Origin of the sequence: Rhizobium sp. RHZ02 (genome assembly GCF_014851575.1) — a bacterium.
GTDB classification, from domain to species: Bacteria; Pseudomonadota; Alphaproteobacteria; order Rhizobiales; family Rhizobiaceae; genus Rhizobium; species Rhizobium altiplani.
This window is the reverse complement of the sequence record NZ_JACUZX010000021.1, coordinates 79,780-94,912: the sequence shown is the minus strand read 5'-3', so window position 1 is coordinate 94,912 and position 15,133 is coordinate 79,780. Positions and strand designations below refer to the sequence as shown.

At 58.6% G+C, this 15,133-nt stretch carries 11 protein-coding genes and 1 pseudogene; 1 reads left to right on the top strand and 11 read right to left on the bottom strand.

Translation table 11 applies throughout. The features are described 5' to 3' along the window. Positions 1-275: 275 nt before the first annotated feature. The 6 genes and pseudogenes from IB244_RS23655 to IB244_RS23630 all read right to left on the bottom strand — a co-directional run bounded on the left by IB244_RS23655 (position 276) and on the right by IB244_RS23630 (position 4,730). The gene (locus IB244_RS23655; RefSeq protein WP_192305878.1) at positions 276-743 is read right to left on the bottom strand and encodes a DUF3788 domain-containing protein; all 468 of its coding nucleotides are present in this window, start codon (positions 741-743) and stop codon (positions 276-278) included. An 85-nt stretch (positions 744-828) separates the two neighbouring features. Continuing rightward, positions 829-1,485 carry an FMN-dependent NADH-azoreductase gene (locus IB244_RS23650; protein ID WP_192305876.1) on the bottom strand — a complete coding sequence of 219 codons (657 nt, stop codon included), beginning with the start codon at positions 1,483-1,485 and terminating at the stop codon, positions 829-831. Between the two features lie 43 nt (positions 1,486-1,528). Next, on the bottom strand, positions 1,529-2,074 hold the full coding sequence (locus IB244_RS23645) for a carboxymuconolactone decarboxylase family protein (RefSeq protein WP_192305874.1): 546 nt from the start codon (positions 2,072-2,074) through the stop codon (positions 1,529-1,531). A 34-nt stretch (positions 2,075-2,108) separates the two neighbouring features. Beyond that, positions 2,109-2,761: pseudogene (locus IB244_RS23640) on the bottom strand (nitroreductase family protein). Positions 2,762-2,875: 114 nt separating this feature from the next. Then, positions 2,876-3,838 (bottom strand): AraC family transcriptional regulator, encoded by a 963-nt coding sequence (locus IB244_RS23635; RefSeq protein ID WP_018859142.1) that lies wholly within the window; start codon positions 3,836-3,838, stop codon positions 2,876-2,878. A gap of 529 nt (positions 3,839-4,367) precedes the next feature. Further along, complete coding sequence (locus tag IB244_RS23630) at positions 4,368-4,730, bottom strand: hypothetical protein (protein ID WP_156828790.1); 363 nt, start codon at positions 4,728-4,730, stop codon at positions 4,368-4,370. 502 nt (positions 4,731-5,232) lie between these two features. Here IB244_RS23630 and IB244_RS32485 point away from each other — a divergent pair. Next, complete coding sequence (locus IB244_RS32485; protein ID WP_312867264.1) at positions 5,233-5,481, top strand: Fic/DOC family N-terminal domain-containing protein; 249 nt, start codon at positions 5,233-5,235, stop codon at positions 5,479-5,481. A gap of 92 nt (positions 5,482-5,573) precedes the next feature. On the opposite strand, the gene IB244_RS23620 is transcribed toward IB244_RS32485, so the two are convergent. The 5 genes from IB244_RS23620 to IB244_RS23600 all read right to left on the bottom strand — a co-directional run bounded on the left by IB244_RS23620 (position 5,574) and on the right by IB244_RS23600 (position 14,984). Further along, on the bottom strand, positions 5,574-6,068 hold the full coding sequence (locus IB244_RS23620; protein ID WP_192305872.1) for a hypothetical protein: 495 nt from the start codon (positions 6,066-6,068) through the stop codon (positions 5,574-5,576). A 60-nt stretch (positions 6,069-6,128) separates the two neighbouring features. Beyond that, the gene (locus tag IB244_RS23615) at positions 6,129-7,232 is read right to left on the bottom strand and encodes a DUF937 domain-containing protein (protein WP_192305870.1); all 1,104 of its coding nucleotides are present in this window, start codon (positions 7,230-7,232) and stop codon (positions 6,129-6,131) included. Between the two features lie 487 nt (positions 7,233-7,719). Next, entirely contained in the window at positions 7,720-8,646 is a 927-nt protein-coding gene (locus tag IB244_RS23610) for an HD domain-containing phosphohydrolase (protein WP_192305868.1), read from the bottom strand. 355 nt (positions 8,647-9,001) lie between these two features. Further along, positions 9,002-9,445: a hypothetical protein gene (locus IB244_RS33210; RefSeq protein WP_409564085.1), complete on the bottom strand. Its 444-nt coding sequence runs from the start codon at positions 9,443-9,445 to the stop codon at positions 9,002-9,004. A gap of 427 nt (positions 9,446-9,872) precedes the next feature. Beyond that, positions 9,873-14,984 (bottom strand): RecQ family ATP-dependent DNA helicase, encoded by a 5,112-nt coding sequence (locus IB244_RS23600; RefSeq protein ID WP_192305864.1) that lies wholly within the window; start codon positions 14,982-14,984, stop codon positions 9,873-9,875. Between the last annotated feature and the right edge of the window lie 149 nt (positions 14,985-15,133).

The window sequence follows — 15,133 nt, the reverse complement described above, 5'->3', positions numbered from 1 at the left end:
ACGCAACAACACGGGAACGCAACTCGATCGGATGTGATTTGCCCATGACCGGTCTCCTTCCAGCTAAGAAGGAATCACAAATCGGCCGATTCGAGAACCTGAATCAAAAAACGGGCGACGCGCTTTAAATTGCTCGCGGAAATCTATTCGATCTCGCACACAAGAGGCTGTCGGTTTGCTTCCGCGCCGACCGTGATCTCGAGTTGGTGTGCGATGTCGAAGAGATCGCCGCCCGAGTTCGATGGAGCCGCAGCGCCGTGAATCCGGGATGACATTCAACCGCGCGATGGAGGCGGGCGCTTCATCGTTAGAAGCGCAGTCACATCGTCCAGATCATCTGTCGATGAGATGGCAAGGGTCAGCCATTTCCCGTCGACATATGTTTTGGCCTCATCGTAGCGCTTGACCAGGTGCGGGCGCCAAACATAACGCCGCTCCTCAAACTTCTCTCGTTCCGCTCCGCCCATGACCACGACGGCCGAAAACCGCCGGTATTCCGGCACCAGCGTGGTGAACGCCTTGGTTTTCTTGTAGCGCAAGGACCAACCGCGGTTCCTGCCACCGTAGAGCCAGTCCGGCTCGAAAACCGCAGGATAGAACTCGTCGATCCAACTGCGCAGTTCGGCCCAATGTCCGAATGCCTGCGGTCCGATCCATTCTCGAATTGCGCTGTCGTCTGGCGGCGCTGAATGGTCGGTGATCCTGTCGCCGATCTGTGGAAGCATGGTGGTTGGTAAAATCATCTGAAGGCTCGTTATTGTAGTCCGGCAGGCCGGAGGGGTTAAGATGAAGCTGTGCAGGGGCTTGCGGCGCCGTATCGCGTTAGGGTCAACCGGTGCTCGACAGGGCGGCAGGACCGCTGCGCATGCCTCGAGGCTCCCTCACCACACTGAGGTCGAGAGCGGCGAGGACTTTCTTTCTAGCCAAGGGCGCATCGTTCCAGTCCAGGAACGCAGTGGCCTGCAAGGGGAGAAACTGCTGGGTCTTCAGCCCAATGGAGCTGAGTGCCAGCGACAGATAGGGGGTGAGAAAGTCCGGCTGGTTAGCTCGCTCACCGCTAAAGATGGCTCCGGAGGCGACACCGATAAAGACCGGACGGTCCCGGAGCATTCCCACCTTCCCAGCGGGTGTCGACTTCATTGTGCGACCGACGCGCAGAATTTGATCGATCCAAGCCTTGAGGGCCGAAGGGATCGCGAAGTTGTGCATCGGCGTTCCGATGACAATCACATCAGCTGCTTCGACTTCCTGGATAAGCGCTTCCGAAACATCGAGTGAACCTTTCGGAGGGGCCGCCAACGTGGTCGGCGTCGATAGCGCCACTGCATAATCAGCCACCGCGTGAGGCAAGGGTTCGGTCCCCAGGTCACGCCGGCTGACGCTTGCGCCGGGTGCAACTTCGAGAAGCCTTTCGACGACTGCCGCCGAAAGCTGACGGCTATGCGATTGTTGGCGCGGACTGCTATCAATATGGAGGATGTTCATGTGATTGCTCCCAGTGACTTCGACAAGTTGCGACGGGATAGGATCAGATCGACCCGGCCGGCGTCACGGCGGGAAAATCCTTCTCGGGATCGAAGACGTTGTTGAAGAAATTCGTCAGCGTGTACATGGCGACCAGTGCCACAATCTCGATGGCGTTCGCGTCCGTGTACCCGGCGTCACGGACGGCTTTCAGATGGGCATCAGAAACGTGTCCGCGGGTCTCAATGACGTTGCGCGCAAACTGGAGGGCGGCGTCGCGCTTTGGATCGTTGGCGTGGCCCTTGCGTGCGAGAATGATGTCGCTGGCCGGCAACTTGGCCATGTGTTCAGCGGTGAAACTGTGAACCGTCAGGCAGTAGTTGCAACCGTTCACCTCGGAAACGGCGAGGCCGATGCTGTCGCGTGTTTTCACGTCGAGCGCCTTGCTCAGGGAGCCGAGCAGAGTGGCCCAGGCGTTGAACGCGATTGGGCTCTGCGCGAAGGCCGCCATCATGTTGGGCGTGAACCCGAGGCTCTTGGTGAACATATCGAGGGTCGGTTTCGACTCGGCCGGAACCTGTTCCGGCCTCAGGGTAGTGGTTCTAGGCATCTAAATCTCCATAAGCTTTTGATTGGATTGCAAATCATGCGAAGGACAGGACATCGGCCACTGGCATGCGCGGCTTCTGCGGCCAGTTGCCGGCCCGCTCCGGCCCTACGGTCAAAAGCATGACCGGGATTTCGTCTTCGGCCAGGCCGAACTCGCTGTGCACGGCCTCTGCGTCGAAGCCGATCATCGGCGTCGTACCGAGGCCGAGGGAGCGAGCTGCATAGATGATCGCCGAGGTGCCAAAAGTAGCGGAGCGTACCGCTTCGTCGCGCTGCCGCTGGGGTTGATCGTCATAGAGGCCGCGAGCGGGTGCTTCCCACTCCGCCACCAGATGCGCCGGCATGATGCCGGCCTCCACCACCGGGGCGAGGCGCTCGGGGACGGTGCTGGCATCGGCCAACCGACCGATGACAATGAATGTGACGGCGGCTTCGGTGATCGCTGGCTGATTCCAGGCGATCGACGTAGCCGGGCCTTTGCCCCTTGCGTACGGACAGCGATAAACCGCCAGTTCTGCAAATGGAACGATGTCGGCGCGGAAGTGCCGATCCGCACCAGATCTCGGATCTGATCGTCGCTCAGCGCTGCGGTAGTGTCGTAGTATTTGGCAGCGCTACGGCTCAGAATGGTTTCGATGACGGCATTCGTCGGCGTCGGTTGGTTGGCTGCGTTGCTGATGTAGTTCATTGGGTTGCTCCCTCATCAAGTGATTACGGAGCCCAATTTACCGACCAGATTGAGAATAACGAGACTGAATTATCTCAATATGATGCTCGAAAGGATCAATCGCGCGGGTCTTTCCTAAGTCGGGCCCGTCTCGCCACCGTGCGCCTGTCTGCGCCATTCTCCGGGCGTCATCCCCATTCTCTCGGCAAAGACACGCCGGAATGCCGAAACGGATTGATAGCCGACCGTTTCGGCCACGGCCTCGGTGCTGATCGCAGGCTTTTTCAACTCGTTGGCTGCAAGGCTCATACGCAGATCAGTCAGTAGATCGAGGGCCGAACAACCCAGCCTGTCCTGAAAGTGTCGCATAAACGTAGCGCGTGACATGCCGCACAAGTCTGCGAGATCGGGGAGTTTCCAAGCTTGGGCCGGGTCGCCAAGCATGGCAGCGATGGCTGGAGCCAGCCGCGGATGGCCGGCTAGGGCCAACAGACCTTCGGGAGCTTTCTCGGACTCACTCGCGGCGCGAAGCACGAGTGTAAACAGGGCCGAAGAAAGCGCATTGAGAACCGCGCGCCCTCCTGCTCGGTCGCCGGCCGATTCCATTCGCATTAGCCCCACTAGACTTGCCAGTTGGTTGGAAGCCGAACCACTATCTCCATCGCCGTCCATGGCCCGCGTTACGAGATTTGTGGGCAGGTAGTTGCGGACCAATCTATCATGGGGCGCAGCAATGAAGAATCGGCCACACAACAGATCGAGCCGCTCTCCCTGGCTGTCATTTTCGCTCAGCATCCAACCGGCGGCCCCTTGGTGCTGTTGAGTGGGGATCGGTGTTTGCCCGCTACCGTCGTGCAGCACATGCGCCGCGCCGTGAGGTAGCAGCACAATGTCTCCGCTCACCAGCTCCCTCGCTGTTCTCGTCTCTGGATCCTCGAAAACGGCTCGACCCTTGACGATGACGTGATAGGGGATTTCGTTCGCCGCCGCCCGGCTCCAGGCCACGCGCCATGGCGCACCGTAGGCACAGCGGACCTCGAGCTGACCTGTCACCGTGATGATTTGCAGGAGATGGCTCAACCAGTCGACTTCAGACATTGGACCTCGGGGAGTTAAAAGGCTCAAGCACCTTATCTATCCTAACGACGGTTGTGCGCGCTACATGGCCTTGCGTGCGAGCCGACACCGGCGGGGTAAATTGAAAGCTATGCAGGCGCCCTGATTTGCACAGCCCGCATTAGAGTGGTGTCCAGAAACCAACGTGCCACGACGGGTAACGGGGAGGAACAAGCAAAAGCGACGGTTCAGAAAGGAAATGCCAATGTAACAACGGATGCAAACGCAGGAGAACCGACGACCGCTTGTTGCGCAAAACACATAAAGCGGGAGCGGGATCGATCGGGCGAGATTGCCGCGCGACCATGACGCCATCTCGAAGCTCGGCTTTGCTGATTGTCTAGTCCTGTCGAGTGCATCAAAGCTCCCGGTCGAACTTGGGTTCCCAGCTGCGGGTCATGCCCGGCTCGTCATCTCCCCGTGGAGCGTGACGATGGTTACATTGGCATCTTAGTCATCGAACGCGAGCGCGGCTTCGACCTCGAAATCCACCTCCAGTTGCTTCTTCGACTCAGTGGACATGACCCGCTTGCCTGAGCAGAGCATGAAAGGCCCGCATGGCGTCGTTGATGTCTCCTGGACATTGGAACCAGCGCGGTGAGCGCATCACAACCGAGGAGCCGACGGCACTGTAGTACCCGCAGGCGCGATGTGTGGGCGGGTCAAACGCGATGTCGAAGTAGCCGAGCGGGCCACCGGAAGCCATGTCGTAGACGTCAGCCGAATAGAGGCCCCAATCTTGATGGTTCGGCATCATGATTATGATCGCCATCAGAAGGGGGTGAACCTCGGCCAACGTCGCCCTCCTGGGTAGCGTCCGGTAGGTTCCCGCAATTTGCTCAGCGCGCGGCTGTCCGGCCGGCATGTGTGACATGGCCGTGATCCTCTTCTGATGTTTGGATGTTCTTATTATGTTCTCTTTTGTGCCGGAGTCAACATTGAGATAACGGCGTAACGGAAACTCCTTCGGGTCCGACCCAGAGGCGAATTTCAACGCACTCGAAATACGGCATACCTGCAAGGGTATCGTGGGTTCAAATCCCACCCTCTCCGCCATAAAACGTATTTGATTTCATTGTTTTAAGATTGGACTGGTAGCGAAGGTCGAAACCTATCGCGCGCCGGATACGAAAGAAGCGGTTCCAGCCTGCACTGCCAACGTTTTTCAAGCTTGAGTTCCACTTTTGCTTAATTTTGGCAGAGAAATCTGTTTGTATCTCATGGATGGAAGCCAAGATCGGTTGACTCTCAAGAATTATGTTTTTCGGCGCTCAAAAGGCATTTGGCTGTAACGCATAGCGCTCAACGCCCCTTGAGTAGTGGAATATCACTATGATCAATTCCCTCCGCACGGAATCGACGCTGGCTGTTTGATCATGCCAATTGCCTCGGCATCGGCGGCACTGGCTCGCTACGATCAAATGCTAAAGGGAATGCACAATAGTGAGATCTTGCTTGCGCCACTCCGCAATCAAGAAGCCGTTGTGTCCTCACGTATGGAGGGCACCGTCAGCACGCGGATGAAGTGCTGCGATACGAAGCCGACCAAGAGGGAAGCGGTGACGGCTCTGGAGGACACTATCGCAACGAAGCGATCGAAGTCTTCCTATACGGACGTGCGCTAACCGCTGCACAGAGAAGTATCGAGCAGGGAGCACCTCTGTCCAGCTTTCTAATAAAAAGCGCCCACACGTCAATCGCGCGTAGCAGGCGACGCCTAGCCCGTTTGAAGCGCTGCCGATATCTCCGCAAGTGTCGCCTTCTCGGCGTCGCTGACGGCGACGCCGCCTATGCCCATGAAGCCACCCTCCTTGGAAGCCTCCGCCACTCGCTGGCTGATCTGGTATAGCCAGGCCTTGACGGCCGCCGCATCGCCCGGAGCCTTGGCCTCGATGATCGCTCTGGCCTGCTTGAGCACCTCGATGCACCTGGTCTTCATTTCGTCGGGTTTGGCGCCTTTGAGCTTCGCCTGCAATCCGTCTCGCGCGGCATCGCGTCCTTCCGAAGTTTCGAAATCGCCGACGAGGGCTAAGATCAGTGGATTTGCGTCGCCGGTCTTGGCTTGCAAGAGCGCGCTACTACTTGCAAGGCTCTCCTTGAGTGTGCCCCAGAGACCGCTCGGCTCCGCCGCAGTCACCGCGATGCCGGCCATCATCGCGCTCTGCAGAAGGGTCTTCCACTCGTCTGTGGTGAACGTCGACTTGTCAGCCATGGCTGCCACTCCCTTGCTCATTGGTTTTCGTCGGCACAATTGTCGGCGATCTCGCAGCTGTCACGCCGACAGGGCGGCGAGCTTCGTCTTCAATGTGTCGATGGTGGGCTTCAGGATCTCGGAGACCCCAGGGATCGCCAAGACCTTGTCAAACAATCCGTTGAGCGTCGGTATCAGCGGGCTTACCAGTGCCGTAAGGGCGGCCCGCTGGCCAGCAGAAAGCTGTCCCAGCACGGCGCTGACCTTGTCGAGTTGGTTCCCTGCATCTTGCAGCTTTGGCAAGGCGGCGTTGGCTGAGGCTGCGTCGGTTATTCCGGTGACCGTCGTTTGAAGGCTGGCAAGGCTGTCCTTGACCTGCTTGCCGACGTCGATTCCGCCGACCATCAAGCTCTGCTCGCCCGTGGCGACCTGGGGAGTAACTGGCTGGCTCTGCCGGTCGAACAGATAGAAAAGCACGCCTGCAATAACCAAGGCGGCAACCAGCCAATAGAGCCAGTTGCGCGATGCGGGCGGTGCGGTTGCGGCCGCGCGTTGCCCGGCGCCGCTGATGGAGGAAACGGACGAGGCTGCGCTGCGTGCTGTTTGGCCGGCGGCCGCTGTAGTCGCTCGCGCCGTAGCGCCGAGCGACCCGAGCAGGCCAGCGCCGCCGAGTAGTTCACTCATCCCCGACGGCAATGCAGCGGCAATATTGTCCTTCTGGCTCGCGAGCAATCCGGCGATGCCGTTGGCGCTGAGATCGCCGCCGCTGTGCTGGGCGAGGCCTCCCATGACAAGCGGCGCCAGCGTTCCAAGCAACGACCCGCTTGCATTCTGATCCAGACCAGAAATCTTGCCTATGGCATTCGCAAGCGCTCCGCCATCTTTGGAGCCGAACACCGACGAAATGATTTGCGAGCCGCTCTGGGCAAGCGATTCCGGGCCGCCCGCTGCGAGCATTCCAGCGAGATTACCAAGCGATCCGCTCTGCTGTCTGGCCGCGTCGGCGATCTTCTGCGCCCCACCTGGTTGTGCGGCAATACTCCCAAGCCCTGCTAGAACTGCCGGCACGGCAGCACCCACAGCGCTCTGCACCTTGCCGCTATCGAGCCCCAGAGCTGCCGCGATACGCCCGATCACATCAGGCGTCAGCATCTGCATGACATACGAAACAAGATTGCTGGCCATTGGTGCCCCTCCCCAAGATATCGTTGATAACTGCCCTTCTCCGAGCCATCTACTCGACGGTGTGGTGACAGGTTGCAAACGATTCGCGCTTCTCGGAGTTCGCCCCGAGACTTGGTTGTCAGAATTTCCAATCTACTTTTATTAGCATTTAAAGATACATTGCACCAGTTTGTATGTCGCTGGGTGGCCAACGACGCAGTCCATCCTGATCGGCTCCCAGCGAGCCACCTCGGAAAGCCCATCGATTATCGTGACGGGCAGGGCCCATGGCGGGATAATCCTTGGCACCCCGCCGAAGGACACGCCTGATCGACAACAGCTGTTGGAGATCACATGGCGTCGATCAGAAAGCTCAGGGGACGCTGGGAAGAACGGGTGCGCCGGCCCGGCAACAGCCCCGCCGCAGTCGTTCGACGGTAGGCTCGAAGCCGAAAAGTGGCTGGCGATTCCGTCAGTCACTCCCGGCAAGACGTGGGACTACCTGAATTCAATCAAACAGGCTGCCCATTCGCAGGATCAGCTTTTTGTCGAAGAGGTGCCCCCTATCGAACATCCACTTCAGCGCTTGCGTGTTGCTCCATGCGCGTTTGTAGGGGCGGACGCTCGTAAGGGCGTCAAACACGTCGCACACCGTGCATATACGAATAGGCAAACTCAGTTGATCGGCTCTAAGGCCAAGCGGATAGCCGCTTCCGTCCAGGGCTTCATGGTGAAATCGACAGATTTCAAGAATCAGGTCAGAGACTTCCGGATATTGTTTAAGGAGCATGTAGCCGCGCTCGGGATGACTGCGTATGACTTTGCGCTCCGCATCTGTCAGTTGTCCGGTCTTGTTGAGGACAGCGTTTGGTATCATCAGCTTGCCAAGATCATGTAAGAGGCCGGCTAGGGTCAGTTCTTTAATCGTTTCCTCTTCCAGGCCCGACAGGTGGCCGAGCCCCGTCATTAGCCCGCCGACCGCGAGCGAGTGCACGTAAGTTCCCTCATCCTTGGTCTTCAGCCGCGTGACCTCGACCAATAGATGGGGCGAGGCCTTTAAGGAGGCGGCTATGTGCCTGGCTGCGGGGGCGAATCGATCGATATCGAATTTTCCTAATTTGATATCTTCAAAACCGTCGCGCAAAATCCCGGTAACTTGAGCTACAGTGTGCTGGATCCGCGTGCGCTCGTTCAGCTCCTGCACAGACTTGGGTTGGAGGTCTTCGTCCGCCTGTCGGAAAACCGGTAACCCACAATCGACCCTGCTCTTTACCCGGTTGACCAACACGTTTTCCGCCGACGAGGCGAGTATAGAATGCAGAGCGGAATCCGTTTCCAACAAGAAGCGTCGGCCGGAGAACTCCAAGTCCGAGCATTCTACCGATTCAATAAACATTCCTTTGCGAAGCATAGACTTCGGAATGCGCAAGATCACGCTCAGCGACCCCTCATTGCTGATACTTTTCCCCTTTTAAGGGTATATCTAATATCTAATAAAAAACCTTTACGTGTTTCGATAGAAAGCTGCGGTTGCGGCAGGCTGAGCCGACCGGAACGAGAGGATATTCAGGCACCCTTGTCTGCTTACTGACGAGGCAAGGACTCGTCGCAAGTGCGAAGACGATACGTATCTTGAGACGCCGGGATAATCCTTGGCTCCCCGTCAGAGGCGAGTTGGCTTACCGGACGATGATCGGCTTGAGCCAGCAGGATATCGCTTCGTTCCGTGACGAGCGCTTGCCGAAGCGTTGTCTTTGTCGATGAGGACGGTAAGTCGTGGCGACTGAGGCTCAGCTGGCATGCGTGTTTCTCCACAACTCTATGGTGTTGCGGGCCAAGGCGTCACGCGCCCATTGAGCCCAGAGATCTGTGGGAGGCAGCCAAAACCACCCGCCAAGCTCGTCACCGACAACCTCTGACTTTCCGGCCGCGGCGCACGCTGCAGTAAGGAGGCAGATCCAGGCGGCCCGTTTCTCGTGATCCCTCTCAGCCAATACAGTGCCTACCAGTTCGAGGTTCTGCCATCCGATCGTGTGAAACAGATTTTCGAGAACGCCACTATCGACAGCGTGATCATACAGCCAATCGAACTTCTTGCGCTTGCCCGCCGCCGGCATTGCGAAGCGCGCTTCGGGTAACAGAACCCCTAAGAATGCGTTGGGAAATGCTTCAACAATCGAGGCACCAATCCGAATTGTCGTTTCCACTGCAGTATTCCGGGCGGCGAGATGCACGACCTGCTCCGCCGTCTCCGCTGCGGCACGCCTCAAGTCGCGGCCATATCCATGATGGCTCAAGCCCGGCTTGCATCGCACTTGGAAGGAGCCGCGAATGAAGATTCGCTCACAGAGACGTTCGAGACTGTCGGCCGAACCGAGAGGAACAAGAGGACCGTCGATTGCGATCACAGCGAATGTCGTCGCTGAGGGAATGTGCTGACTACGGCGCTGCCAGTCGGTGTATGTCTTTGTAGCTTTGAATGCTCCACCTTTGCTCCAAGCGATACCCGTCGTTGGTCGCGATCTCGAGAAGCCGACGTCGATACCCAGCAGCGCAATACCGTCTAAATCTACCATAGCCTCCCCGTTTGGTGTCGTGCACCACGCTAATCACTACGACTAGCCGCCCCATTGTTCCGACATCGAAAACATGCTGAGTTCCTTAATGGCGAAAAACCAACTCTGGAAGAACAACCTCCCACGCTTCACGGCGAAGCGTGCCGCGAAATTCTTCAGCATTGTCGAACTTTCGCCAACGGATGATTGCGCTAACCTCGCCACGAACGAACGATCCGTCCAAGGGACGGTAGCCCTGAGCCATCCGCCCGACCGTCACTCCGTCACTGGTTCGAACCTCCCAACGTCCGTTGTTCTCTGTCAGTTGGACGGGATCGCCGGTTTGTATCTTCGCCAGAGCCCGATGGACCGGATGGATTGCCGCCTGCCTGCCCACCCAGGACAAATCCACCATGTGCGGCTCTACGGTCTGGTATCGCAAGCCAAAGTCGGTTTGCGAAGACTTAACCGGAGTTACCCGACGCTCCAGCAATTTTGCCGCGGCCTCGCGCAGAATCGGATGCCTATCTTGCATCGACAAGATCGCCAAGCTGCGCTTCGCCCGGGTCATAGCGACATAAAATAGCCGGCGGGAGGCGTCGCGATCCTCCTCTTTCGATATCCGATCCCATCCGCCATCAAGGATCACAACATCGTCGAACTCTAACCCCTTGGCACGATGGGCGGTCATCAACATCAATCCGCGCTGCTCGTGACGGATATCGCGAACCCATTCGGCCATCATCTCAATGACATCAGCAACGGGAACAGCTCTCCCGTCGAGCTCGGTATCGAGTGCCGCGACACCTTCTGAGATCAGAGCCCACCAATGGTTCGAAGTCTGGGTGGCTATAAAGGCTTGCATAGCTCCGGCGGCTATCATCTTCGTAGGCTCCGCTCTAAGGAAGGCAAGAAACACCTGGACTTCCCGCAAACGCCAGAAGGGAGGCATGCCCTCGCTCGCGAGTTGAACCGGTATACCACGCGCCTCACAATAGCTGCGCACCGATTCCAGGAGCCGCCATTCGCGTGCGATGATCGCCGCCTTTGCCCAGGACCAGTCCGGCCCCAGCTGGGACAGGCGGACTAGTTCATCAACGGCGGCGTTGGCCTGTGCTGCGGGGTCTGACGCCGTGCGCAAGAGCTGAACCCGTCCCTGTGCGACCGGATCCCGCGATGCCAGTGCACCGCCTTCTGGGTCTTTAGCGCGGCCGCGATTGATCGTGATGTCATGGCCGGTTTTCATCCGGTCAGTGGCTGGCGCAATCACGCTATTGGCCGCCTCGATAATTGCCGCTGTGGAGCGATAGTTCTCGATCAGATAGCTGGGCTTGGCAGAGTAGTCAGCCTCGAAGCGTCGGATGAACTCAATCGACGCGCCGGCGAAGGCATAGATGTTTTGGTCGTCGTCGCCCACTGCAAACAGGCTGAGGCGCTGGTCTGCGTCATCGAGCGATCGGCCTGCCACGGCGGCAATCAGGGCGTATTCCTCGGGACCGATATCCTGATACTCGTCGACTAGGATCCAGCGATAGCCTTGAATTAGGGTATCGCGGAGGGCTTCGGCTTCGACCTTCGGAAGGCCTTCGCCTTTCAGCAGGGTGACGGCCTCCATCACTATCTTGTCGAACTCATGCGGAGTATCGGCTTCGCCTGCAAAACTTGCTCCCACCAGTCGCATCGCGAGCGCGTGACAGGTCGAGACGGTCACGCTATTCGCGTCGTCACCGATCAGCTCCTTCAGACGTTTGCGGATTTCGACTGCAGCATGACGGTTATAGGTCAGAACAAGAATACCACGCGGATCTTCGCGTTTGACTCGCACGAGATAAGCGACGCGATGCACCAGCACTCGGGTCTTCCCGGAGCCTGGTCCTGCAAGGACTAGCACGTTCGTCTGTTCGCGATCATCGGCGACAATCTTCGACTGCACCGGGTTACCAAGACCGTCCACGATTTGCCGCCAGCTTTCCGGTGTCGTTTGGCGGCGCAATTCGCCCGCTCGATCCGGCAACCAGCGCTTCAAGAAGGCTTCCTTGTCCAGCTTGAAATAGTCGGCCGAGAGCAGCTCGGCGTCCTTCGTCGAGGTTAGGCCGCGCTCTGCATAGGCCGCCATGATATGTGTCTGGATGGTCTGCTCGCTGTAATGATCCTCGAGAGGCGAAAAGTCCTTTTGAGTGAATTGACCACCGCCGGGGCGAAGGTGGATAGTGATCGCTGGGCGGAAGATTGTCAGGCCCCGGCCAAGTGTGATCACGCCCTGTTCATGCATCCACATAAGCGCCCTGCCGAGCAACTTGGTCGCATCCCGGACCGAGCTTTTCAGGAAAACATCACCCATTATGGCGGCTTGCATCTTGCCCGTCGTGGTCTCGACCCTTAGATCTTTGCCGCGCGTGGCTTTCGCCACCAACCCTTCAAGATGCTGGAGCAGAAGCTCTGCACCCCTCCGCCGGACTTCCGCCGTCCGGCTTACCATTTCCCAGGACCGCTGCAGCCGCACCAAGCAGGTGTTCCTGTTCGCTTTGCGCAGATGGATGTTGCCGCGCCCGCCTTCCTCATCGCGCCCATCCTGCGCCAAACTCCGCAGATGCGCCTCAATTAGGTCCGGGCGCGCCCCGACATGGCCCTGATCGCGTAGAATTTGACAGGTTGCTGCGAGAAGTAAGGGTTGCGCTTCGCTACCCTCTGCATCGGGCGACGCTTCACGCATCGCTGCGATCAACGCGGTTTCCAGGGCCGTAGCGATTTGGAAGCGCTGTTTTGATGCGCCCTCGACCCCGACATGAATAAAGATTGTAATGGCCGTGTCGTCGGTCGCGATACCAAGCGTCTCGAGATCGGACAAAGCCTTCCGAAGTGCCCCGCCTGTCAGACCGCTAGCTCCGGAAAGCTCGTCCGTCGAGACCCCGGCATCTGGAGAGGCTGTCATTAGATGCCGTACGAGGTCCAGAAGTTGCTTGCGCCGGCTTCCGGCGAGCTCGGTCTTCGACAGGATCGCCTCGGCCTCTTCCATGGTGCGGATTCGCAGGGATGAAGGAAAGACCTGCACCCGGTTCTCTTCCCGTGTCAGCAGCGTGGATTCTTCGAGCCAGGCAACAGCAGTCTTCACGCGCGTGTCATCAGTTGCGCTGTCGCGTTCAAATTCCTGGGCTGTCTCTTCCCGCACTATTTCGCCTGGGGTGGCGACGACCTCGCCGCTAGATTTCCCGCGGGTATCGAGCCGACGGAGAGCTTTTAAGATTGCGCCTATCTCATGCCGTGCCAGACGCGAGCGCGCGTTAAGAGAGAATTGCCGCTCGACATCCTCGGTATTGAACAGAAGCACGCAGATCGCGGGATCGCGGTCACGGCCGGCCCTTCCTGCTTCCTGCAGATAGTTTTCGAGCGAACCTGGAATATCACCATGCACCACGAGCCTGATATCGGGCTTGTCGATCCCCATGCCGAAGGCGTTGGTCGCGGCAATGACACGCAGCTCACCGACACGGAAACGCTCCTGCACTTCCTGCTTGCGTTCGGGCGTCAAGCCGGCGTGAAAGAAGTCGGCGGCCAATCCCTGCTGCTGTAGGAAATCCGCGATACGCTCGGTCGCAGATCGCGTTGCACAATAAACAACCGCACCCGAAGCACCATCGCGCGGAAGGGCGCGTTCGATGGTATCGAGAATATCGGCTAGCTTCCGATTGCGGTGGGTCTCCTGCACTTCAAAGGTAAGGTTCTCACGCGTCGCGCCGCCATCGAGCAGGAGCAGATCTACTCCAAGGCGGGATTGGAAGTGATCCCGGATATCGCGCACCACTTCCGGCTTCGCAGTCGCGGTCAAGCACACCACTGGCGCCGGGTCCTGATCACCGGAATACTCGCGGATAAAGCGCGAGACGTAACGGTAGTCGGGCCGGAAATCATGCCCCCACTTCGAGACGCAGTGGGCTTCATCCAGGATCCAATATCCGATCTCCCGCTGCGAGAGGACCGAGCGCACCGAGGGGCTACGGAGCTGCTCGGGCGAGATTAATAACATGGCAGCATCGCCCAGCCGCACCTGATCCAGCGCAGCATGGCGTTCTGGCATTGAGAGAAGCCCGTTGATCGTAACGCAGCCGCTGATTCCGTGCCGCGCGAGACCTTGAACTTGATCGGCCATCAGTGCGACGAGAGGCGAAATGACAACAGAAAGCGCGCCGAGCTTGTCGAACCGCGCCAACGCGGGAATTTGGTAGCAGACAGACTTCCCAGTTCCAGTAGGAAGGATACCGAGAACGGATTTACCCTCCATGGCCTCTGCAACAATGCGTTCCTGCAAGGGGCGTCCGGCATCATCCTTTGGCTCCGGTCGAAAGCTGTCAAAGCCAAACCAGCGCGAGAGCGCTTTCCTCGGGTCGTTCTTTTCCCGGCACCAGTGGCAGCCTGGGTCGTCGCATGCGCGATCGCGGAGATGCCGAACGATCAGCGATGCCTCACGGAATTGCGCCCGCACCCAAGGCGGCATAACGGAATCCCCGCCTGAGACCGAGATCCACGAAAGTGCATAGGCCATCGGCCAGCCCAGCTGTGGTGAGGACAGGCGGTTCAGTGTTTGCTGGATCCGCCAAGCGCAAGCCTGACCATCGAGCAGCTCCATCATCGCTTTCGTGGCCTGAGCCGCTCCGGGTCTGGGCGCGGTGCGCAAGCTGGTAAACAACGCATCGAACCCGTCACTCCCAGGCATGCAGGTGGTCAGGTAATGGTAGGCGGTAAGAGCGGCAGGCGTCTCCTGCGCCAAGGTTGCAAAGGCTGCGATCTGGTTGGCCAGCACATCGAGGACGAGGCGCGCATCCAGCTCCGGATCGTTAACATGTCCTGCTTGCAGCCGCCCGTCGTGATGGTGCTTGACCAAACGGTGATATGGATTGCGCGGAAAGGCCAGGGGATTTAGCCAAAGTGTATCAATTGGCTTTGCTGCTAACTGCGCGAAACGTGGCCTCACGGCTGCGAGGTGTGGAAGATCAAATCTTATTATGTTGTGGCCAAGCAGGAAGTGGGCTTGGGAAGCGAGGCCCTCGAGACCGTCAAGTGCGGCTTCGCGGTTTCCGCTTCGGAAAACCACCTTTTGGCCCTGGGAGCGAACCGCGGCAAAGGCGAAAATCTTGGCTTGGCCCGGATTAACCTCAAGGTCGATCGACAGGCAGCGGCTAACGAGAGAATCATCAATGTGACTGATCTCAACTCCACCCATGCGTCAGTCTTCCACCCGCGACATCAACATCCTGATTTTGCGAGATAAGCACGACGGACGAGCGCACGCTAGAGGTGAGAACATGCGACGGCGGCTCCACCCGGGAAGGTGTGCTCCGCGTAACGCCGATTTCGCAGTCTTCCGTCGTC